The 21,850-nt window shown below is 68.0% G+C and carries 21 protein-coding genes; 7 read left to right on the forward strand and 14 right to left on the reverse strand.

Annotated elements, in window-relative coordinates:
* Positions 1-2 precede the first annotated feature (2 nt).
* Genes cyoB through trhA form a run of 7 tightly spaced genes read left to right on the forward strand, consistent with a single transcriptional unit; the run spans position 3 to position 6,491 of the window.
* Positions 3-2,009, forward strand: coding sequence for a cytochrome o ubiquinol oxidase subunit I (cyoB, locus tag AC1DSC_RS14835; protein ID WP_369663383.1), 2,007 nt, complete (start codon positions 3-5; stop codon positions 2,007-2,009).
* The gene (gene cyoC, locus AC1DSC_RS14840) at positions 2,002-2,667 is read left to right on the forward strand and encodes a cytochrome o ubiquinol oxidase subunit III (RefSeq protein ID WP_015866824.1); all 666 of its coding nucleotides are present in this window, start codon (positions 2,002-2,004) and stop codon (positions 2,665-2,667) included. Before cyoB ends, cyoC begins: the two co-directional genes overlap by 8 nt.
* Positions 2,664-3,053 carry a cytochrome o ubiquinol oxidase subunit IV gene (gene cyoD / locus AC1DSC_RS14845; protein WP_015866825.1) on the forward strand — a complete coding sequence of 130 codons (390 nt, stop codon included), beginning with the start codon at positions 2,664-2,666 and terminating at the stop codon, positions 3,051-3,053. Before cyoC ends, cyoD begins: the two co-directional genes overlap by 4 nt.
* The gene (locus AC1DSC_RS14850) at positions 3,050-3,907 is read left to right on the forward strand and encodes an SURF1 family protein (RefSeq protein WP_369663384.1); all 858 of its coding nucleotides are present in this window, start codon (positions 3,050-3,052) and stop codon (positions 3,905-3,907) included. Before cyoD ends, AC1DSC_RS14850 begins: the two co-directional genes overlap by 4 nt.
* Positions 3,891-5,282, forward strand: a complete 1,392-nt coding sequence (locus AC1DSC_RS14855; protein WP_369663385.1) for an ATP-binding protein — start codon at positions 3,891-3,893, stop codon at positions 5,280-5,282. The genes AC1DSC_RS14850 and AC1DSC_RS14855 overlap by 17 nt, the downstream gene beginning before the upstream one ends.
* Positions 5,279-5,827 carry a response regulator transcription factor gene (locus AC1DSC_RS14860; protein WP_018905247.1) on the forward strand — a complete coding sequence of 183 codons (549 nt, stop codon included), beginning with the start codon at positions 5,279-5,281 and terminating at the stop codon, positions 5,825-5,827. Before AC1DSC_RS14855 ends, AC1DSC_RS14860 begins: the two co-directional genes overlap by 4 nt.
* 1 nt (position 5,828) lies before the next feature.
* Positions 5,829-6,491: a PAQR family membrane homeostasis protein TrhA gene (gene trhA / locus AC1DSC_RS14865; RefSeq protein ID WP_015866829.1), complete on the forward strand. Its 663-nt coding sequence runs from the start codon at positions 5,829-5,831 to the stop codon at positions 6,489-6,491.
* A gap of 338 nt (positions 6,492-6,829) precedes the next feature.
* On the opposite strand, the gene AC1DSC_RS14870 is transcribed toward trhA, so the two are convergent.
* The 14 genes from AC1DSC_RS14870 to AC1DSC_RS14935 all read right to left on the reverse strand — a co-directional run bounded on the left by AC1DSC_RS14870 (position 6,830) and on the right by AC1DSC_RS14935 (position 21,837).
* Complete coding sequence (locus AC1DSC_RS14870) at positions 6,830-7,054, reverse strand: SlyX family protein (protein WP_015866830.1); 225 nt, start codon at positions 7,052-7,054, stop codon at positions 6,830-6,832.
* A 4-nt stretch (positions 7,055-7,058) separates the two neighbouring features.
* Positions 7,059-8,543, reverse strand: a complete 1,485-nt coding sequence (locus tag AC1DSC_RS14875) for an AAA family ATPase (RefSeq protein ID WP_369663386.1) — start codon at positions 8,541-8,543, stop codon at positions 7,059-7,061.
* Between the two features lie 90 nt (positions 8,544-8,633).
* On the reverse strand, positions 8,634-11,150 hold the full coding sequence (locus AC1DSC_RS14880; RefSeq protein WP_027730203.1) for an ABC transporter permease: 2,517 nt from the start codon (positions 11,148-11,150) through the stop codon (positions 8,634-8,636).
* 46 nt (positions 11,151-11,196) lie between these two features.
* Positions 11,197-12,069 (reverse strand): formate dehydrogenase accessory sulfurtransferase FdhD, encoded by an 873-nt coding sequence (locus AC1DSC_RS14885; RefSeq protein ID WP_018906453.1) that lies wholly within the window; start codon positions 12,067-12,069, stop codon positions 11,197-11,199.
* Positions 12,066-12,479 carry a hypothetical protein gene (locus AC1DSC_RS14890; RefSeq protein ID WP_015866834.1) on the reverse strand — a complete coding sequence of 138 codons (414 nt, stop codon included), beginning with the start codon at positions 12,477-12,479 and terminating at the stop codon, positions 12,066-12,068. The genes AC1DSC_RS14885 and AC1DSC_RS14890 overlap by 4 nt, the downstream gene beginning before the upstream one ends.
* Entirely contained in the window at positions 12,476-13,702 is a 1,227-nt protein-coding gene (locus AC1DSC_RS14895; protein WP_015866835.1) for a formate dehydrogenase subunit gamma, read from the reverse strand. Before AC1DSC_RS14895 ends, AC1DSC_RS14890 begins: the two co-directional genes overlap by 4 nt.
* Before the next feature lie 11 nt (positions 13,703-13,713).
* Positions 13,714-13,968 (reverse strand): hypothetical protein, encoded by a 255-nt coding sequence (locus tag AC1DSC_RS14900; RefSeq protein WP_015866836.1) that lies wholly within the window; start codon positions 13,966-13,968, stop codon positions 13,714-13,716.
* Positions 13,965-14,588, reverse strand: a complete 624-nt coding sequence (fdh3B, locus tag AC1DSC_RS14905) for a formate dehydrogenase FDH3 subunit beta (protein WP_015866837.1) — start codon at positions 14,586-14,588, stop codon at positions 13,965-13,967. Before fdh3B ends, AC1DSC_RS14900 begins: the two co-directional genes overlap by 4 nt.
* A gap of 9 nt (positions 14,589-14,597) precedes the next feature.
* Positions 14,598-17,588 carry a formate dehydrogenase subunit alpha gene (locus AC1DSC_RS14910; RefSeq protein WP_015866838.1) on the reverse strand — a complete coding sequence of 997 codons (2,991 nt, stop codon included), beginning with the start codon at positions 17,586-17,588 and terminating at the stop codon, positions 14,598-14,600.
* Between the two features lie 15 nt (positions 17,589-17,603).
* Positions 17,604-17,834: a formate dehydrogenase gene (locus AC1DSC_RS14915; RefSeq protein WP_369663387.1), complete on the reverse strand. Its 231-nt coding sequence runs from the start codon at positions 17,832-17,834 to the stop codon at positions 17,604-17,606.
* A gap of 111 nt (positions 17,835-17,945) precedes the next feature.
* Complete coding sequence (locus tag AC1DSC_RS14920; protein WP_369663388.1) at positions 17,946-18,563, reverse strand: TorD/DmsD family molecular chaperone; 618 nt, start codon at positions 18,561-18,563, stop codon at positions 17,946-17,948.
* Positions 18,560-20,698, reverse strand: a complete 2,139-nt coding sequence (locus AC1DSC_RS14925) for a 4Fe-4S dicluster domain-containing protein (protein ID WP_369663389.1) — start codon at positions 20,696-20,698, stop codon at positions 18,560-18,562. Before AC1DSC_RS14925 ends, AC1DSC_RS14920 begins: the two co-directional genes overlap by 4 nt.
* Positions 20,622-21,275, reverse strand: coding sequence for a DUF3306 domain-containing protein (locus AC1DSC_RS14930; protein ID WP_369663390.1), 654 nt, complete (start codon positions 21,273-21,275; stop codon positions 20,622-20,624). Before AC1DSC_RS14930 ends, AC1DSC_RS14925 begins: the two co-directional genes overlap by 77 nt.
* Positions 21,268-21,837 carry a DUF3305 domain-containing protein gene (locus tag AC1DSC_RS14935; protein WP_369663391.1) on the reverse strand — a complete coding sequence of 190 codons (570 nt, stop codon included), beginning with the start codon at positions 21,835-21,837 and terminating at the stop codon, positions 21,268-21,270. The genes AC1DSC_RS14930 and AC1DSC_RS14935 overlap by 8 nt, the downstream gene beginning before the upstream one ends.
* Positions 21,838-21,850: the final 13 nt, after the last annotated feature.

The raw sequence follows: 21,850 nt of genomic DNA on the forward strand, positions 1-21,850 counted from the left end.
CGATGTTCGAGAACCTTGACCTGACGAAGCTCATCTTCGGCCGCCTCACGTGGGAGGCGATTCCCTACCACGAGCCGATCCTGCTCGTCACCTTCATCGCGGTCGTCCTCGGCGGCCTCGCACTGCTGGGCGCCATCACCTACTACAAGGTGTGGGGCGTGCTGTGGCGCGACTGGATCACCAGCATCGACCACAAGAAGATCGGCATCATGTACATCATTCTTGGCCTGGTGATGCTGCTGCGCGGCTTCTCCGACGCCATCATGATGCGGGCCCAGCAGGCCGTCGCCTTCGGCGACAACGCCGGCTTCCTGCCGCCGCACCACTACGACCAGATCTTCACCGCCCACGGCGTGATCATGATCTTCTTCGTGGCGATGCCGCTGGTCACGGGCCTCATGAACTTCGTGGTGCCGCTGCAGATCGGCGCGCGCGACGTGGCCTTCCCGTTCCTGAACAACTTCAGCTTCTGGATGACCACCTTCGGCGCCGGCCTCGTGATGGCGTCGCTCTTCGTGGGTGAATTCGCCAAGACCGGCTGGCTCGCCTACCCGCCGCTGTCGGGCCTTCTCTTCAGCCCCGACGTGGGGGTGGACTACTACATCTGGTCCTTGCAGATCGCGGGGGTCGGCACGCTGCTCTCGGGCGTCAACCTGCTGGCTACCATCGTGAAGATGCGCGCGCCCGGCATGACGATGATGAAGATGCCGGTCTTCACCTGGACCGCCCTGTGCACCAACGTGCTGATCGTGGCCGCCTTCCCGGTGCTCACGGCCGTGCTCGCGCTGCTGTCGCTGGACCGCTATGTCGGCACCAACTTCTTCACGAACGACCTCGGCGGCAACGCCATGATGTACGTGAACCTGATCTGGATCTGGGGCCACCCCGAGGTCTACATCCTGATCCTGCCGGCCTTCGGCATCTTCTCGGAAGTGGTCTCCACCTTCTCGGGCAAGCGCCTCTTCGGCTACGCCTCGATGGTCTACGCCACGGTGGTGATCACGATCCTGTCGTACCTCGTGTGGCTGCACCACTTCTTCACCATGGGCTCGGGCGCCAGCGTGAATTCGTTCTTCGGCATCACGACGATGATCATCTCGATCCCCACGGGCGCGAAGATCTTCAACTGGCTCTTCACCATGTACCGCGGCCGCATCCGCTTCGAGCTGCCCATGATGTGGACCATCGGCTTCATGATCACCTTCGTGATCGGCGGCATGACGGGCGTGCTGCTCGCGGTGCCCCCGGCCGACTTCGTGCTGCACAACAGCCTCTTCCTGATCGCCCACTTCCACAACGTGATCATCGGCGGCGTGCTGTTCGGCATGCTGGCGGGCATCACCTACTGGTTCCCCAAGGCCTTCGGCTACAAGCTCGATCCGTTCTGGGGCAAGTGCTCGTTCTGGTTCTGGATCGTCGGCTTCTGGTTCGCGTTCATGCCGCTGTACATCCTGGGCCTGATGGGCGTCACGCGCCGCATGAGCCACTTCCAGGACATGTCGCTGCAGATCTGGTTCCAGGTGGCGGCCTTCGGCGCCGTGCTGATTGCGCTGGGCATCGCCTCGTTCATCATCCAGCTGGTGGTGAGCTACATCCGGCGCGATTCGCTGCGCGACACCACGGGCGACCCGTGGAACGGCCGCACGCTCGAATGGTCGACCTCGTCGCCGCCGCCGGCCTACAACTTCGCGTTCACGCCGCGCATCCACGACAACGACGCCTGGACCGACATGAAGCGCCGCGGCTACAGCCGCCCGGTCGACGGCTTCACGCCCATCCACATGCCCAAGAACACGGCTGCCGGCTTCATCATCGCGGCCCTGGCCGGCACCTGCGGCTTCGCGCTGATCTGGCAGATGTGGCTGGTGGCGGGCGTGGCCTTCTTCGCCATGCTGGCGGCCGTGATCATCCACACCTTCAACTACAAGCGCGACTACCACATCCCCGCGGAAGAGGTCGTTCGCACCGAGGACGAACGCACCCGCCTCCTGGCAGCAGCCCATGTCTGATACCACCGCCCTCCACTCCCCCGCGGCCGGCCACGCCCACAGCGACGCCACGGGCAAGCCGCCCGTGTTCGAGCTGTTCCACGTCGGCAACGACCACCACCCGGAAAACGGCACGCTGCTCGGCTTCTGGCTCTACCTGATGAGCGACTGCCTGGTCTTCGCCTGCCTGTTCGCGGTGTACGGCGTGCTGGGCCGAAGCTACGCGGCCGGCCCTTCGGGCGCCGACCTGTTCGACCTGCCGCTGGTGGCGGTCAACACCTCGCTGCTGCTGCTGTCGTCGATCACCTATGGCTTCGCAGTGCTCGAGATGCAGAGAAAGCGCATGGGCGGCACGCTCGCCTGGCTGGCCATCACCGGCCTTTTGGGCGCAGGCTTCATCGGCCTGGAACTCTATGAATTCGCGCACCTGATCCACGAGGGCGCGGGCCCGCAGCGCAGCGCGTTCCTGTCGTCGTTCTTCGCGCTGGTGGGCACCCACGGGCTGCACGTGACCTTCGGCATCGTGTGGCTCATCGTGCTGATGATCCAGTTGCCCAAGCACGGCTTCACCGCCGCCAACCGCCGCCGCCTGATGTGCCTGTCGATGTTCTGGCACTTCCTGGACGTGGTGTGGATCGGCGTCTTCACCTTTGTCTACCTGATGGGATCGATGGCATGAGCACCGCCCACACCGAAACCGCAGCGCACGACGACCATCACGACGATGGCCCCGTCAGCCACAGCACCTTCAAGGGCTACATGACCGGCTTCGTGCTGGCCGTGGTCCTGACCGCGATTCCGTTCTGGCTCGTCATGGGCAACGTGCTCGGCAAGCCGAGCACCACCTCGCTCGTGATCCTGGGCTTTGCCGCGGTGCAGATCGTGGTCCACATGATCTACTTCCTGCACATGGACGCCAAGTCCGAGAGCGGCTGGAACATGCTGGCGCTGATCTTCACGATCGTGCTCGTCGTCATCACGCTGGCCGGATCGCTCTGGGTCATGTACCACATGAACGCCAACATGATGCCCATGTCGGTGCACGACATGAAGAACATGCCTTGACGCCCCCGCCGCCAGACTCCAGCACCCGCAACGGCACACCAGCCGGCCGCCCGCGCGGCGCGGCGGCCCGGGTGGCTCTGGCGGTCTGCGCGGCCCTGGCCTTTGCGGGCTTCTTCGCGCTCGGCACCTGGCAGGTCGAGCGCCGGGCCTGGAAGCTCGATCTGATTGCCCGCGTCGAGCAGCGCGTGCATGCCCCGGCCTCCGAAGCGCCCGGGCGCGAGCGCTGGCCGCAGGTCAACGCGGCCGACGACGAATACCGCCGCGTGCGCATCGTCGGCCGCTTCCTCCACGACAAGGAAACCCTGGTGCAGGCCAGCACCCGGCTCGGCGCCGGCTTCTGGGTGCTGACGCCGCTGCAGGCCACAGGCGGCCGCATCGTGCTGATCAACCGCGGCTTCGTGCCGCCCGAGGCGCGCGAGCGCGCCGCCCGCGCGGCCACCGAACCCCAGGGCGAAAGCAGCGTGACCGGCCTCTTGCGCATGAGCGAACCCAAGGGCGGCTTCCTGCGCAAGAACGAGCCGGCCGCCGATCGCTGGTTCTCGCGCGACGTGCAGGCCATTGCCGCGGCACGCGGCCTCTCCAACGTGGCACCGTACTTCGTCGATGCCGAGGCCGCGCCCTCCTCGCCCGGCGCAGCGCCTGCCTGGCCGGCCGCGGGCCTCACGGTCATCGCCTTTCCCAACAGCCACCTGGTCTATGCGATCACCTGGTACGGCCTGGCGCTGATGGTCCTTGGCGCGGCCTGGTTCGGCTGGCGCGAGGGGCGCCGGCGCGCCGGCGAAGCCGATGGCGGCACAGGCGAAAATACGGCCCATGCCAACGCCACCGCCCGCCCCGATGCCCGCCGCGACTGAAGCCGTCGCGGTCGCGGGGGAACTGCATCCACCGCGTGCGGGCGTGGCAAGCCTGGACAACGCCACCGGCCACAAGAACATGCAGCAGCTGATCGAGCTGCGCTGGTTCGCGGTGGTCGGCCAGGTCGCCACCATCCTGGTCGTGCACTACGGCTTCGGCATCCGGCTGCCGCTGGAGCACATGCTGCAGGTGCTGACCTGCCTCGCGCTCTTCAACGGCGTGAGCCTGCTGCGCTCGCGCAGCCCGCGCCGCGTGACCAACGGCGAGCTCTTTCTCGCGCTGCTGGTCGACGTGGCCACGCTCACCGCCCAGCTCTACCTGAGCGGCGGCGCCACCAATCCCTTCGTCTTCCTGTACCTGCTGCAGGTCATCCTGGGCGCGGTGCTGCTGAAGGCCTGGTCGACCTGGACCATCGTGGCCGTCACCTGCCTGTGCTTTGCGGGGCTGGCGCTTTTCTCCCGCCCGCTCGCGCTGCCGCTGGACCACGACCGCGGGCTCTGGAGCCCCTACGTTCAGGGCATGCTGGTGTGCTTTGCGCTCAACGCGGCGCTGCTGGTGGTGTTCATCACGCGCATCAGCCGCAACCTGCGTGCGCGCGATGCGCGGCTGGCCGACCTGCGCCAGCGCGCATCGGAAGAAGAGCACATCGTGCGCATGGGCCTCCTGGCCTCGGGCGCCGCGCACGAGCTGGGCACGCCGCTTGCCACGCTGGCCGTGATCCTGGGCGACTGGCGCCGCCTGCCGCACTTCAGCTCCGACCCCGAGCTGCTGACCGAGGTGGCCGAGATGGAACTGCAGATCCAGCGCTGCAAGAGCATCGTGAGCGGCATCCTGCTGTCGGCCGGCGAGGCGCGCGGCGAATCGTCGGAAGAAACCACCGTCCGCACCTTCCTCGACGAGCTGGTGGAGGAATGGCGCAGCACGCGTCCGGTCGAGGAGTTCGACTACGAGAACCGCTTTGGCCAGGACCTGCCCATGGTCTCCGATTCGGCGCTCAAGCAAATGATCTGCAACGTGCTCGACAATGCCCTGGAGGCCTCGCCGCACTGGTTGCGCTTCGAAGTGGCGCATGACGCCGATGCGTTGACGCTCACGGTCACCGATGCGGGCCCGGGCTTCCTGCCGGCCATCCTGAAGGAGTTCGGCAAGCCCTACCAGTCGAGCAAGGGCCGCCCGGGCGGCGGGCTCGGGCTGTTCCTGGTGGTCAACGTGGCGCGCACCCTGGGCGGCCGCGTCGCGGTGCACAACCGGCCCGAGGGCGGCGCCATCGTGGCCATCACGCTGCCGCTCGCGGCCATCGTGCTGGAAGAAGAAGACGACGACGAAGAACACGAAGCGGCCGACACCCTCACCGATCGAAACGCAAAGCCATGACGGAAACCGCCGAAACCGAACGCCAGTTGCTGATCGTGGAAGACGACGCGGCCTTCGCGCGCACGCTCGGCAAGTCCTTCGAGCGCCGCGGCTACGCGGTCACGCAGGCCAGCAATGCCGAGGAGGTCGAGGCGCTGCTGCAGGCCCATTCGCCCGGCTATGCGGTGGTCGACCTGAAGCTCAACGGCGAGGCCTCGGGCCTGGCCTGCGTGCAGATGCTGCACCGGCACAACCCGAAGATGCTGATCGTGGTGCTCACGGGCTTTGCCAGCATTGCCACGGCGGTGGAGGCCATCAAGCTCGGCGCCTGCCATTACCTGGCCAAGCCGTCGAACACCGACGACATCGAGGCCGCCTTCGGCCGCGCCACCGGCACCACGGAGGTGGAGCTGACCAACCGCTCGACCTCGATCAAGACGCTCGAATGGGAGCGCATCCACGAGACGCTGGCCGAGACCGGCTTCAACATTTCCGAAACCGCGCGGCGGCTTGGCATGCACCGGCGCACGCTGGCGCGCAAGCTCGGCAAGCAGCAGGTGAAATAGCATGGCTTCCAACAAACCCATATCTGCGGCTCGCGCCCAGACCACGCTCGAAGAGATCTTCAATGCGCTGAGCCACGGCCTCGGACTGCTGCTGGCGGTGGCCTCGCTGCCGATCCTGGTCTACAGCGCCGCCCAGAAGGGCCAGGCCGCGGGCATCGTCGGCGCCTCGCTCTTTGCCGGCACGGCGATCGTGCTGTACCTGATCTCCACGCTCTACCACGCGCTGCCGATGGGCCGGGCCAAGGCCTGGTTCAACCGGCTCGACCACGCGGCCATCTACCTCTTCATCGCGGGCAGCTACATGCCGTTTCTCTTCGGCGTGCTGCGCGGGCCCTGGGGTTGGACGCTGTTCGGCTGCATCTGCGCGGCGGCGGCGCTGGGCGTGGGCGCCAAGCTGTTCAACCGGCTGCAGCATCCGTTGTGGTCGACGGGACTCTACGTGGCGATGGGATGGATGGCGCTGATGGCGGCGGTGCCGCTGTACGAGCGCATGTCGCCGGCAGGCCTGGGATGGCTCGTGGCCGGCGGGCTGTTCTACACCGCGGGTGCGGTGGTCTTCCTGTTCGACAACAAGGTGCGCTTTGCCCATTCGGTGTGGCACCTGTTCGTGCTGGCGGGCAGCACCTGCCACTTCTTTGCGGTGCTCTGGCATTCGCACGGCTGATCTTTTTTTGGGCGCTGTTGTTCGGGGCGCTGTTGTTTTTGTTCAGGGCGCGTGCACAGGCCACCGGGTACTCCCCTCCGCGAATGTCCCCCGGCCTTCGGCCTCCTCCTTGATTTCGCTGCGGGGAGCACCCGATGCCCTGTGCACGAGGGCACGCTGGTGGTGTACCGCTGATCAACCACGGCTCTGCATAACGCTCCCGTCGATGGGGTGCCTTGCGCAGCGAAATCAAGGGGGAGGCCGCAGGCCGGAGGACATTCGCGGAGCAAGGTACCCCGTCGGCGGGAGCGCGCCCTGAACAGCAGCGCCCCGTACAACAGCGCCCCAAACAACAGCGCTCAGTAATGCGGCGGCAACTCGTCGCGCAAGTTGCGCGCCGCCCCGTCCTGCCCCGCGTTCTGGCTCTGCTGCTTGAGCTGGGTGACCTGCAGGATCAAGCTGTCGATCTGCTGCTGTTGCCGGTAGATCGTCATGTTGAGCTGCTCCAGCAAGTCCTCGGCATAGCTCGACTTGATCTCGAGTTCGGTCAGGCGCTCTGCGAGCTCGTTCGGTGAATGGTCCATGCCGCTATTGGACAGGAAGATCCACCGGCTCGCTGACCTCGCGCGACGGCGCCTCGACACGCGCCGCGCCCTCCCTTTGCTGCGGCTTCGCGCCCTCGCCCGCCATCCGGCTCAGCGCCAGCGCCACCTGCAGCGGATAGAGCGTGCGCGCATCACCCTCGGCCTTGTTGCTCACGGTGGTGCCGGCGGCTTCGCTCATGCTGGCCGTGCGCACCGCATCGGGCCGGTGCACGGGCACCATGAACGGCGAGTGCGTGGTGTAGACGATCTGGTTGCCGAAATCCTGCTCGAAGTGCGCGAGCAGGTCGGCCTGCGAGCGCGCATGCAGGTGCAGGCCGGGCTCGTCCAGCAGCAGGATCGCATCGCCGGCACCCTTGGTGTCCGCAAAGAAGGTGACGTAGAACGAGAAGAACCACTGGAAGCCGCGGCTGCGCTCGTCGAGGTTCACTTCCACGTCGTAGGCACGGTTCGGGTCGGACACCAGCGTGTCCATGTACGGCCCGTCCAGGTTGAAGCGCACCTTGAGCTCGCGGTCCTTCCAGAGCCGGCGGATCTCGGCGGTGACGACGGAGCCGGCGCGGTTGGCGAGCTGGTTGCGCGTGGCCTGGTCGTTCTTCTCCAGCAGCTCCTGCAGCTGCTGCGGATCGAGCCCGGCGGCCTTGCAGAGCTTCTCGAAGTTGCGCTGCCCGGGCGCGTCCTGCCCCCAGCCCTTGCGCGCGAGGTGCTCGGCAATGTTCTGGCGGCCGGGCAGCGCCGGGTACTCGTCCACGTAGACGAACCTCGGCAGCTTGTCGAGCACCCACTGCTTCGCCCTTGCAAGCGCCGGCGTGTCGTTGGCAATCGCGCGGGCCATCTCCTCGAGCTCGGCGAGCATCTGCTCCTGCTTGTCGCTGAGCTCGGCATCCGCTGCCGCCATGGCCTGGCGCAGCGACTGCAGCGCTGCCACCGCACCGGTGGACCAGCGGATGTAGTCGGGGCTCAGGATCATCGCGGCGTCGAAGGCGTCGGCCGCCTGCTCCAGCATTGCGCGCGCGTCGTCGGCAAGCTTCTCGGCCGCGGCCTTGACGGCGGGCACGATCTTGCGGACCTTGGCCTTGATGTCGGACACGTCGAGCGACAGGTCGCCGAGTCCTTCGAGGCCGCTCCAGCGCGCCGTGCCGTAGCCCCGGCCCGCGGTGACGTGGCGCACCTTGGCCGCGCGCGGAAGCATCTGCGCCAGTTCGGCCCGCTCGCTGTCTTCGAGGGCCCAGCGCGTCGCGACGACCGGCGTGTCGCCCTGGCACTCTTCGAGGCGGCGGTGCCGCGGAAAGTCCTTGATCGGGCTGAGTTCGGCCAGGCCTTCGGCCGGGTTCAGGCTGTGCAGTGCGCGCAGCAGGTTCGATTTGCCGCTGTCATTTCGGCCGAGGATTGCCGTGATCTGCGAGGTGTCGATGGAGCCGCTGTCGTTGATCGAGCGAAAGTTGGTGATCTGGAATGACGCCAAGCGCATGGAGGGGGTTTCTTCTCATCGAATGAATGATTGCAGGGCCGGGGAATGTATTGCATTCCCCGCCCTCTTCGCCCCCGCACGCAGAAAAATCTATTCGGCCGCGCGCCGCAGCGTGTCGACCACGGGCCTGCGCAGCACGTCGCGCAAGCCCCACCAGCCCGCCGCCAGCGCCAGCACCGCGCCCGCGAGCGCGCCCGCGATCGGCACGATGGGCGAGGCCGTCCAGGTGAAGTCGAACACGTAGCGTGCAAGGCCCCAGCCGATGGCCGAGGCCACGATGCTCGCGAGGAAGCCCGCCAGCAGGCCCACGCCCGCCAGCTCGGCGCGCTGCACCTGGCGCAGCAGACTGGCCCGCGCACCCACCGCGCGCATCACCGCGAACTCGCGCGCGCGCTCCTCGCGCGTGGCCGTGACCGCGGCAAACAGCACCACCAGCCCCGCCGCGAGCGTGAAGCCGAACAGGAACTCGACCGCGCGGATCACCTGGTCGAGCACGCGCTGCACCTGGTTGATGGTGGCGCTCATGTCGACGTTGGTCACGTTGGGGTAGCTGCGCACCAGCGCGTTGTCGAAGCCGCGGGTTTCGGGCGCGCGGAAGGCGCCCATGTAGGTCACCGGCACGTCGGGCAGCGCGGCCACGGTGTACATCACGAAGAAGTTCGCATGCATCGAACCCCAGTCGACCTTGCGCAGCGAGGTGATGCGCGCATCGTTCTGCATGCCGCCGATGTCGAAGCGCAGCACGTCGCCGAGCTTGAGGCCCAGCGTCTCGGCCAGTCCTTCCTCCACGCTCACTTCGCCGGGCGCATCGGGCTTCCATGCGCCGGCCACGATGCTGTTGTGCGCCGGCGCCTCCACGCTGTTGCTGAGGTTGAACTCGCGGTCCACCAGGCGCTTGGCGCGGTCTTCCGGGTAGTCGTCGGGCGACACCGGCTTGTCGTTGACGGCCACAAGGCGGCCGCGGATCATCGGATACCAATCGAACTTGCGCACGCCGGCATCGCGCAGCGACTTCTGGAACGCGCTGCTCTGGTCCGGCATGACGTTGATGACGAAGCGGTTGGGCGCATCGGGCGGCGTGGCCTTGCGCCAGCTCGCGACCAGGTCGGTGCGCAGCAGCACCAGCAGCACCAGCGCGAGCAGGCCCACGGCCAGCGCGCTGACCTGCACCACCGCATAGGCCGGCCGCGCCGAGATCTGGCGCGTGGCCAGCACCAGCCAGCGCGGCGCGGTGCTTTCATTGACGCTGCGGCGCAGCACCTTCACCGCGAGCCAGCTCAGCAGCGCGAACACGGCCACCGCGCCCGCGAAGCCGCCGACGGCGATCAGGCCCAGCTTCAGGTCGCTGCTGGCCGCGATCAGCAGGGCCGCGAAGCCGGCCACTCCGATGCCCAGCACCGCGAGCGACGCGGGCTTGAGCCCGCCGACGTCGCGCCGGATCACGCGCAGCGGCGGCACCCGGGCCAGCTGCAGCACCGGCGGCAGGCCGAAGGCGAACAGCAGCGTGAGCCCCATGCCCAGGCCGAAGGCCACGGGCCACAAGGTGGCAGCGGGCAGCGCCGTTTCGACCAGCCCGGCGAGCAGCACCACGAACACGTAGTGCACGCCAAAGCCGATCGCCACGCCCAGGCTGCTGGCCACGATGCCGACGACGGCAAATTCGAACGAATAGGCCAGCGCGATGGTGCGCTGGCTCTGGCCGAGCACGCGCAGCATGGCGCAGTCGTCCAGGTGGCTGGCCGCGAAGCCGCGCGCGGCCAGCGCCACCGCCACGGCCGACAGCAGCGCCGCGAGCAGCGCGACCAGGCTCAGGAATTTCTCGGCGCGGTCCAGCGTCTGGCGCATTTCGGGGCGCCCGCCTTCGAAGGAGTCGAGCCGCACGCCGCGCAGCTCGCCCTTCTTGATGGCGGCCTCGGCCCAGTCGGAAAAGCGCTTGACGGCCGCGTTCTCGCCGGCCACGGCATAGCGGTAGCCGACACGGCTCGCAGGCTGCACGAGGCCGGTGCGCGGCACGTCGGCCTGGTTGATCATCACGCGCGGCGCAAAGCTCATGAAGCCCGCTCCGCGATCCGGCTCCAGCGTGATCACGCGGCCGATGCGCAAACTGCTGTCGCCAAGAAGAAGCGCGTCCCCCACCTTGAGCGCGAGCGAATCCAGCAGAGAAGCGTCGACCCAGACCTCGCCCGCCGGCGGAATGTCGCGCGTGATGCTGCCGGGCGCATCGGGGGCGCTGGCGGTCTGCAGGTTGCCGCGCAGCGGATAGCCCGCGGCCACCGCCTTCAGGGCCACCAGCTTGCTCGCGCCGCCCTGGGCGTCGTCGGCCCGCGCCATGGTGGGAAAGCCGTAGGTGCCGGAGCCCTCGAGCCCGAATGCGCGGGCCTGCGCAATGAAGGTCGTAGGCGTGGGGTTGTCGCTCACGACCACCGCGTCGCCGCCGAGCAGCTGCCGCGCATCGCGCTGCAGGCCCCCCTTCAGCCGGTCGGCAAAGAAGCCGACCGCCGTGAGCGCGGCCACGGCCAGCAGCACGGCAACGATCAAGAGGCGCAGTTCGCCGGCGCGCAGGTCGCGCCACAGGGTGCGCCAGCCAAGGCGGAAGGAGGCATTCATGGGCGAGACGATAGCCGACGCGGATACGCCGGCGCCTTTCAGGGCCTTAGGCGGGATTGCGGCGCGCGAGTTCCGGCTGCAGCACCAGCCGGTCGACGCCCGCGTAGCAGACGAAGTGCCGGTTGGTCGCGCGGCCGATGGCGCACAAACCCACGCGGGTTGCGACCTCGTGGCCCATCTGCGTGATGCCGCTGCGCGAGACCACGATGGGCACGCCCATCTGCGCCGACTTGATCACCATCTCGCTCGTGAGCCGGCCGGTGGTGTAGAAGACGCGGTCGCCGGCCAGCGCGCCGGGCGGCTGCATGGCGCACCAGCCCGCAATGGTGTCGATGGCGTTGTGGCGGCCCACGTCTTCCACGAAGGAGTGCATCGTGGCCTCGGTGCCGCCGGGCTCGAGCGTGAACAGCGCGCAGCCGTGCACCGAGCCGGCCGACTTGTAGGTGCTCTCCTGGAGCCGGATCGCGTTGACCAGCGCATAGAGCTGGGCCTGCGTCATGCGCGTGGGCGGCAGCTCGAGCTTGTCGATGTCGGCCATCAGGTCGCCGAACACGCTGCCCTGGCCGCAGCCGGTGGTCACCACCTTCTTGGCGGTGCGCTCCTCGATGCGGTCGATGCCCGCGTGCGTCTTGACCGCGGCGGCACCCACCTCCCAGTCGACCGTGACCGACTCGACGTCGCTGGCCGCTTCGATCAGGCGCTGGTTCAGCAGGTAGCCCAGCACCAGCAGTTCGGGCTGGGCGCCGAGCGTCATCAGCGTGACGAGTTCGCGCCGGTCCACGTACACCGTGAGGTCGCGCTCGGCGGGAATGGAGACGGTGCCGCGCGCGCCATGCTCATCGACGACCTCGACTTCGCGCGTCAGCGCGGCGCGGGCCTGGGTGAGACGCGGGAGCGGCAACGGCAGCGGCGTCGTCACTGCGCCTTCGGCGTGGGATTGGCGGCGGCGGCAGGCTGCGTGGTGCTGGGCGGCGATGCGGCCGTGGTGGCCGGCGAATGCGCGCCCGCAGCCTCGATGGGCTTGGCTTCCGCCGGCGGCGTGAAGACGAAGGGGCCGGGGTCTGCGCAGGGCGGAGTGGCAGGCGCCGGCGGCACCGGCTTGCCGGCCGCGGTGGCGCTCGCGCGGTACTTGGCCGCGACGCGGTCCTGCGCCTGGCAGAGCTTGTAGGCATCGACCTTGCCGCTCCAGGCGGTCTTGGCGGCGGCTTCGGCGGCCTTGGCCTTGGCCTCCGGGGTGGCGGGCGGCGGCGCCAGCTTGGCCCAGGCCGCGGGCGCCGCCAGCGCGAGCACCAGCAGCGATGCGCAAGAGAGATTCAACGGCAGCTTCATGAGGGTGTTCCTTCGGCGGGTCTCACGGGCCGCGCGGCCGGTGCAGCGGCCGAGCCGGCCGGCGCCGTGCGCTGCGCAGGAATCTTGCCCGCGGCGATGTCGTCGTACCAGAGTTCGTGATGCTCCCGGGCCCAGGTCTCGTCGACGTAGCCGGTGCGCATGGCCTTGTAGGCGCCCGTCATGCCGAGCGTCCCGATGTAGATGTGGCCCATGATCATCGCCATCATCAGCAAGGTGGCGACGCCGTGCACCATGTGCGCCACCTGCATCTCGCCGCGCGTGTAGACGAAGCCCGGCAGCAGCTTGTCCAGGAAGAGCCCCGAGCCGATGATGAAGAGGCCGAGGAACAGCACGCCGCCCCAGAAGACCAGCTTCTCGCCCGCATTGAAGCGGTGCGATGGCACTTCCTTGCCGCCGAACAGGCCGCCGAAGCGCGCGAGCCATTGCAGGTCGCTGGCGCGCGGCAGGTTGTCGCGGATGAAGGTGAAGACCATGAACACCGTCGTCACCACAAACAGCGGCCCGACGAAGTTATGGACGTTCTTGAGCGCGTAGGCAATCCAGCCGAAGAGCGCGCTGCCCATCCACGGCATCAGGAAGAACTTGCCGAAGGCCATCACGATGCCGGTGATGGCCAGCGTGACGAAGGCGATGGCGTTCGACCAGTGCGTGGCGCGTTCGAAGGGCGTGAACCGCTCGATCTTGCGGCCGGTTTCCTGGCCGTGCAGGCGGATCGGGCCGCGCGTGAAATAGAAGATGGCCAGCGCCAGCAGCACGACGAACAGCAGCGCCGCGCCATAGGGAATGATCCAGTCGTTGCGCACCTGGCGCCAGGCTTCGCCGGCATTGGTCAAGCGCGAACCGGGGTACTGCACGAAAGGCTGGATCAGGTTGCCGGCCTCGGGCGCCTGGCTTTTCGGCAGGCTGCTGTAGCCGGTCACGCCCTGCCCCACCTGGCGCCACATCGGCGCGTTGTTGCCGGGCTGCACCTTCATGCGCTCGCCATTGGTCTGGTTCGCGTAGTTGGGGTCGGCGCTGGCTTCGGGCTTGACCTCGAAGATGTTCTGGCCGCGGATGCCGCCCACGGCGGCCTCCGGCGCGGCGGTTGCGGCAGGTGCCGCGGGGGCGGACGCCGTTCCAGGGGCGGCCGGCGGCTGCGCCTGCGCGAAGGCCGTACCCAGCACGGCACAGCAAAGAGCGAGAGCGGTCAGCGCTTGCTTCATGGGCTCTCCGTTCAGTTCTCTTTGTTGTATTCGTTCTGCCCGTTCTGCGCGCGGGTCTTGAGCTGCTGCTGCCAGGCGGTCTTGTCGCCGACCTTCCAGCCGGGCGCGGTGAACACCGTGCCGGCGTTCTCCTGGGTGCCCGTGCCGCTCCAGGGCACGGCGTCGTGCTTGACGCCCTGCGCGTTGGTCTGCGGCTTCTCGCCGCAGGCCGCGAGGCAGGTTGCGGCCAGCGCAACGCCGGCGAAGACGAGGCCCGGCCGCTTCACTTGCGCACTCCACCGGCCGGCGGCGTGCCGGCCTGCTGCGAGCCGTAGGCGGTGCCCCAGCCCCAGACTTCGGCGCCCTTGCCGCGCTGGACCACGCGGGTGCGGAAGATGTCGGCCACCACGTCGCCGTCGCCGGCCAGAAGCGCCTTGGTCGAGCACATCTCGGCGCAGGCCGGAAGCTTGCCTTCGGCGAGCCGGTTGCGGCCGTATTTCTCGAACTCGGCTTCGGAGCCGTTGGCCTCGGGGCCGCCGGCGCAGAAGGTGCACTTGTCCATCTTGCCGCGCACGCCGAACGTGCCTTGCGAGGGGAACTGCGGCGCGCCGAACGGGCAGGCGTACGAGCAGTAGCCGCAGCCGATGCACACGTCCTTGTCGTGCAGCACCACGCCTTCTTCGGTGCGGTAGAAGCACTGCACCGGGCACACGGCCATGCAGGGTGCGTCGGAGCAGTGCATGCAGGCCACCGAGATCGACTTCTCGCCCGGCACCCCGTCGTTGAGCGTGACCACGCGGCGGCGGTTCACGCCCCAGGGCACTTCGTTCTCGTTCTTGCAGGCCGTGACGCAGCCGTTGCATTCGATGCAGCGTTCCGCGTCGCAGACAAATTTCATTCGTGCCATGGTGCCTCCTTATGCCTTTTCTACGTTGCAGACCGTGGTCTTGGTCTCTTGCATCATGGTCACGCTGTCATAACCGTAGGTCGTGCCGGTGTTGATGGCCTCGCCGCGCACCACGGGGGCTGCGCCGGCGGGGTAGTAGCCGAGCATGTCGGCGCCCTGCCAATGGCCCGAGAAGTGGAACGGCATGAAGACCGTGTCGGGCCCCACGCGCTCGGTCACCAGGGCCTGCACGTTGAGCTTGGCGCCCGTGGGCGTGTGCACCCAGGCGCGCTCGCCGTTGCGGATGCCCTTCTCGGCCGCGACCTTGGGGTTGATCTCGATGAACATCTCCTGCTGCAGCTCGGCGAGCCAGGGGTTCGAGCGGGTTTCCTCGCCGCCGCCCTCGTATTCGACCAGGCGGCCCGAGGTCATCACGTACGGGAACTTCTCGGCCACCTTGTCGGCGATGTTCTTCTGCTGCACGCTCTTGTAGAGCGTGGGCAGGCGCCAGAACGCCATCTTGTCGTCGTGCGTCGGGTACTTGGCCATGAGGTCGGGCCGGTTGCCGTACAGCGGCTCGCGGTGCTGCGGGATCGCGTCGGGGAAGTTCCAGACCACTGCACGCGCCTTGGCATTGCCGAAAGGATGGCAGCCGTGGTTCTTCATGAACACGCGGATCATGCCGCCCGAGCTGTCGGTCTTCCAGTTCTTGCCTTCGGCCTTGGGCTTCTCGGCCTCGGTGAGTTCGTCCCACCAGCCCAGCTTCTTGAGCAGCACGTGGTCGAGCTCGGGGTAGCCGGTGGTGATGTCGGCGCCCAGCGAATGCGAGCCGTCCTCGGCCAGCAGGTTCTTGCCGTCGCGCTCCACGCCGAAGTTCGCGCGGAAGTTGCCGCCGCCTTCCATCACATGCTTGGAGGTGTCGTACAGGTTGGGCGAGCCCGGGTGCTTGAACTCGGGCGTGCCGTAGCAGGGCCACGGCAGGCCGAAGTAGTCGCCCGTGAGGTCATAGCCGTTGGCCTTGTCCTTCACGCCGGCCTTGGCCTTGAGCGTGCGCACGTCGAAGGCGCCCATGTTGCGCATGTGCGCCTGCAGCCGCTCGGGGCTCTGGCCGGTGTAGCCCACGGCCCAGCAGGTCTTGTTGATCTCGCGCAGGATGTCGTCGGGCAGGGGCTCGTCCATGCCCTTGACCTTCTGCATCTTGTAGTTCTTGCTGAGTTCCTTGCCAAAGCCCAGGCGGTCGGCGAACTGCTGCATGATCATGTGGTCGCTGCGGCTTTCCCACAGCGGATCGATGACCTTCTCGCGCCACTGGATCGAACGGTTCGACGCCGTGACGGAGCCGCTGGTCTCGAACTGCGTGCACGCGGGCAGCAGGTAGACGGCGCGGTTCTTGTTGAGGTCGTCGGGGTTGCCGGGCATGGCCGCCATGGCGGCGGTGGCCGAGGGATAGGGGTCGACCACCACCAGCAGGTCGAGCTTGTCCATGGCGCGCTTCATTTCGAGGCCGCGCGTCTGCGAGTTGGGCGCATGGCCCCAATAGAACACGCCGCGCAGGTTCGAGTCCTGGTCGATCAGCTCGTTCTTCTCGAGCACGCCGTCGATCCAGCGCGACACGGTGATACCGGGCTTGGTCATCATCGCGGGCGACGCGAAGCGGCCCTTGATCCATTCGTAGTCCACGCCCCAGGTGGCGGCGAAGTGCTTCCACGAGCCTTCGACGATGCCGTAGTAGCCGGGCAGCGAATCGGGGTTCGGGCCCACGTCGGTGGCGCCCTGCACGTTGTCGTGGCCGCGGAAGATGTTGGTGCCGCCGCCCGACTTGCCCACGTTGCCGAGTGCCAGCTGCAGGATGCACGAGGCCCGCACGATCGCGTTGCCGATGGTGTGCTGCGTCTGGCCCATGCACCACACGACGGTGCCGGGACGGTTCTCGTTGAGCCAGGTCGCCACCTTGAGCACCTGCGCCTCCTTCACGCCGCAGGCCTCCTCGACCTTGTCGGGCGTCCACTTGGCCAGCACTTCCTCGCGCACCTTGTCCATGCCGAAGACGCGGTCGTTGATGTACTGCTTGTCTTCCCAGCCGTTCTTGAAGATGTGGTGCAGGATGCCGAACAGGAAGGCGATGTCGGAGCCCGAGCGGATGCGCACGTACTCGTCGGCCTTGGCCGCGGTACGCGTGAAGCGCGGGTCGACCACGATCATCTTACAGCCGTTCTCCTTGGCATGGAGCATGTGCAGCATGCTGACCGGATGCGCCTCCGCGGCGTTGGAGCCGATGTACATCGCCACCTTGGCGTTGCGCATGTCGTTGTACGAATTGGTCATGGCGCCGTAGCCCCATGTGTTCGCAACGCCGGCAACGGTGGTCGAGTGGCAGATGCGCGCCTGGTGGTCGCAGTTGTTGCTGCCCCAGAAGCTCACGAACTTGCGCAGCAGGTACGACTGCTCGTTGCTGTGCTTGGACGAGCCGATCCAGTAGACCGAATCGGGCCCGCTGGCCTGGCGCAGTTCCTTGAGCTTGGCGGTGATCTCGTCGAGCGCGGTGTCCCAGCTGATGCGCTCGTACTTGCCGTTGACCAGCTTCATCGGATAGCGCAGCCGGTATTCGCCGTGGCCGTGCTCGCGCAGCGCGGCGCCCTTGGCGCAATGCGCGCCCAGGTTGATGGGCGAATCGAACACCGGCTCCTGGCGCACCCAGACGCCGTTCTCGACCACCGCATCGGAGGCGCAGCCGACCGAGCAGTGGGAGCACACGGTGCGCTTGATCTCTACCTTGCCGGCGCCTACCGCCGTGGGCCGTGCTTCGCCGGCCGCCTCGGCCTTGCGCATCAGCGTGAGCTGGCCCGCGGCCAGGCCCACGCCCACGCCGAGCCCGGAGCGCCGCAGGAAGGCGCGCCGGTCCATGGTGGGCAGCGCGCCCGAAAGGCCGCGCCGCAGGCTGTGGATGAACGGGGAGGACGACTCGCGCTCCCCTTGCCGCGAGACACTGTTCGCGGGGGCTGTTTTCTTGGTCAACAACATCTTGGGCGTTCCGCTTCAGGCCGAAGCGGTCTTGTAGTAGCGCTTGACATGTTCGCTCAGCGAATAGCCGCCGCCTTTTTCAGGCGCGGGCTTCGTCGCGGGCGCAACGGCCTCGACGGCCGCGGGGGCCGGCGCGACCTTGGGGAGCACCGAAACCGCGGCAACCGCGGCACCGGCGCCGGCGGCACCTAGAAAGAAACCTCGACGCGAGGCCGGCTTGTTGCCGACCGCTTGGCTGTCCTGCATGTGATCTCCAGGAGTGGCTGGGGGCAAAACCAGATATGAACTGATTTGCATACATCTGGATACTAGTCGAGACCCTTATTCCCGACTATCAAGCTCTTCCTTTGAAAAAGGTTAACCGAGCATGTCGAAGCCCTGGACCTCGACCTCGGCGAAGGCCCGGGTGAAGCCGGCCAGCGACGCATAGAAATGCGCCTTCGGATGTTGGGCCACTGCGTCGCAGAGCGTCGGCAGCCACGGCTGCAGATGGGTGGCGAAAAAAGCCTGTTGCTGCGCGAGGTTGGCCACCGCCGCGTCGTCACCGGCAATAAGGTAGCGCATCACCTCGAACAGGCAGGCAACATGGTCTTCGCTTTCGGAGACGGCGTCGCCGCGCGCGAGGCCCAGGCGGGCCAGGTCGGTGCGCAGCAGCGCCAGCGGCTTGTCGTTGAGAAAGCCGCTCAGGTAGTGCGAGCCGAAGAGGTAGATCTCGGGCTTGCCCATGCCGCCGAAGAGCGCGTCGTACTCGGCATGCACCGCGGCCGCATCGGCGCCGCGCGCCGCGCCGACCAGCTGGCGCCAAGGCTCCTCGAGGAAGGCGCCGGCCGCGGGCGCCTCGGTGGGCGCCACACCGAAGGCGCCGAGCAGCTCGGCATCGGGCGCCGCATACCAGAGGCGCGCGAGCAGGCCGTAGACCTCGGCGCGCGCAATTTCCTCGTCGAGGGCGGAGGTCATCGGAGGAAACTGGCTCATAGCTGCGTGATCTTCATTTCGTTCTGCGCGCTGTACAGGTCGATCACCCGGCAGTCGCTGCACATCTTGAGCCGCTCGAGTGCCTCGCCCTGGAACATGGCGTGGCCCGCGAGCTTGCCGAGCATCGCCTCGATCGCCTTCTGCGTGCCGAAGGGCTTGCTGCAGCGGATGCAGGCCCAGGGCTTGGCCTCGTTGAGCAGCACGGGCTGCTTGCGCTCGGGCGCGGCCAGGAGACGCGGCACCAGCGCGATCGCGTTCTCGGGGCAGGTGGTTGCGCACAGCCCGCACTGCACGCAGTTCTTCTCGATGAAGCGCAGCTGCGGCGCATTCTGGTTGTCCTGCAGCGCGCTCGCAGGGCAGGCGCTCACGCAGGCCAGGCACAGCGTGCAGCTGTCCTTGTTGACCGTGACCGCGCCAAAGGGAGAACCGTCGGGCAGCGCAATTTCAAGCGCTGCGGCGGCATCGGCAGGCGGCGCCGACAACGCGGGCGCCTGTTCCATCAGGTGGTCGAGCGTCATCTCGAGCGTGCCGCGCTTCTCGGCGCCCACGGCAAAGCGCGCCGCGGTGGCGGGCACGCGCTGGCGCGTGGCGCGCAGGCCGGCCAGGGCGGCATCGAGCGCGGCCGGCGTGCCGGCCTCGAGCAGGTGGAAATGCGTGCCGGTGTAGCCCAGGCCCGTGAGCAGCGCCTGCGCAACGGCCATCTGCTTTCTCAGCGCATCGAGGTACTGCGGCGCCTCCTCGCCGATGGCGAGCACGGCCACCTGCGAGGCGCCGAAGGCGATGGCGCTGAGCCACAGGTCGATGCCGGTGCTCGCGACATGCATGAGCGCCACCGGCAGCACATGCGCGGGCACGCCGGCGAGGCCGTCGCGCTTGCCGCGGCCCAGCTGGGCCGCGCGGCCCAGCTGTTCGATGAGCGCCTGCCCGCCCTCTTCGCTGTGCAGCAGCACCGTGGCATCGCGGCCGCCGGCGCCAAGGTAGGTGGCCAGCAGCGTGCGCAGCTTGCGGCCCTGGTCGGGCGCGCGCGGGTAGGTGTAGCCCAGCGCGCCGGTCGGGCACACGGTGGTGCAGGCGCCGCAGCCCACGCACAGCTGCGGATTGACGACGATGCGCTGGCGCTCCTTGTCGCTCGAGATGGCGTGCGCCGAGCAGACCTCGACGCAGGCGTTGCAGCCCACCACCTCGTTGCGGCTGTGGGCGCAGAGCTTCTGCTTGTAGTCGAAGAACTTCGGCTTCTCGAATTCACCCACCAGTTCGCGCAGGCGCAGCACGGTCGAAAGGCCCTCCGCATGCGCGAGCCCGCCCGCCAGGTGGAAGTAGCCTTGCGGCGGCGCATGCCAGTCGATCAGCGCGTTCGCGCCCAGGTCGAGCACCAGGTCGAACTCGGCATCGAGCGCCTCGGGTGCCCGGCCGAAATGGATGGCACCGGCCACGCTGCAGGCTTTTTCGCAGTCGCGGTGCGAAGTGCACTTGGCCAGGTCGATCTGGTAGTCGAGCCCGATCGCCTGCTCGGGGCAGGCGCCAAGGCAGGCATTGCAGCGCGTGCACAGGTCCAGGTCGATGGGGTTGTCGCGCGTCCACTTCAGCGAGAAGGCGCCGAGCCATCCCGTGAGCGATGCGATGCGCCCGGCCATCACGGGCCAGCGGCGTTCCTGCGCGCCGCCGGCCGCGCCCGGGCCGGTGGAGAAGATCGAGACCTGCAGCGAATCGGCGACCAGCGCCGCGGCCTTCTCGGCCGCGTCGAGCGGGCCGACGATCAGGAGCCGGCCCTGGCTTGCGTAGCTCACGGTCGAGACCGGATCGGGCTCGGGCAGATGGGCCACGGCCAGCAGCGCGGCGATCTTGGGGCTGGCGCTCTTGGCGTCGCGGCTCCAGCCGCCAGTTTCGCGGATGTTCACGAAGCGAATCGGCGAAGTTGCGCCCTCGGTCTGTTCGGCCAGTTCGGTGAACAGCCGGCGCTCCTGCGTGCAGGCCACCACCACCTCGTCGCCCGAGCGGATGGCGCGCTGGAAGGCCGGCGCCTCGCGGCGGCACAGCGTGGAATGAAGGGGCAGCGGCTCAGCCAGCGCCGCGCCGAGCGTCTTCGGCTCGAGCGGCATCGTCTGGTTGCAGTCGCAGATCAGCGTTGTGGTCATCGGTCTTCTGGCTTGCGGGCTGCACGTTTGCAACCTGCTGGCTGGGGAGGAATTCCTCCGGAGGCTCGGACTGTGCCATGTCCGGCGGCGCGGCGGCTTGCGGGGTTTCCGCGGGTACTGCAGGTGCCTGTTGCACCTCGGCTTCTTCCTCGTGCTCGAACAGCCTGAGGAACTTGGCGCTGGCCATCTGGCGCAGCACGCTGTCGGGGATGGGCGTCGACCGGGAGTAGTCGTCGATGTAGGTGTCCATGCCGTCCATCACATTGAACTGCGGGTCGGCAAAGAGCTTTTTGAAAGCGGTGTTCTTGACCTCGGGCGCGACGTTCCTGGCCACGAAGGGCCGGAAGTCGGACTCGGGCGTGAGCGCCTGTGCGTCGGCGAGCGAGGGCGGGGGGATTTCCGCTTGCGCTTCGGAGGACGGGCCGGCTTCCGGGCCAGCCGCCGCGGGCAGGGGTGCTGCCGCATCGATGCGCGCGGCGGCCGCCTCCTGCACCTCTTGCGCGGCGGGAGGCGGCAACACCTCTTCGCGCGCCTCCTGCTTGCGCCGCGACCAGCGGCCGAAGAAATTCTCAGACATCGCCCGCTCCGCGTCCGCGCTTCTTCTCGGTCGACACGCTGGCCGCATTGCCGAAGCGGTCGACCAGCGGACGGAAACTCTCGGGCCGCTTGCGGCGCTTGGGCTCGATCACGTAGTGCGCCTGCACGAAGCCGCGCATCCACTCGATCACCTCTTCGGGCGCGGGCACCTGCTCCACCGTTTCCTGCGCATCGAGCCAGCGGCCGGCCTCGTTGTAGCTCAGGCTCACCACCACCGGCCGCGCGATCGGCTCGTCGGCAATGGTGGGCTCTTCCTCCATGCGCCACAGCACGAACCAGCAGGGCGCGGGCGTGGTGGCATTCAGGTGGTAGCCCTCCACGTCGTCGCGGAACAGCTCGGTCTTGAAGCCGGGGTGCAGCCAGCGCTGCGCGCTCTCGTTCGCCTCGAGCAGGCGCGGCTCGGTGCCGAAGCCGGGCTGGTCGGGGCCGACGCTTTCGAGAATCCAGCGCCAGGACTGCCAACGGCTCTCGACGCGCTCGCGGCGCATCACGACGGCAACATCGATGGAAGGATTCATGCGGCGATCGTAGCGCCGCCGCATGCCGCTTTCGCGC

The sequence above is a fragment of the Variovorax sp. 01N425 genome (assembly GCF_056399465.1).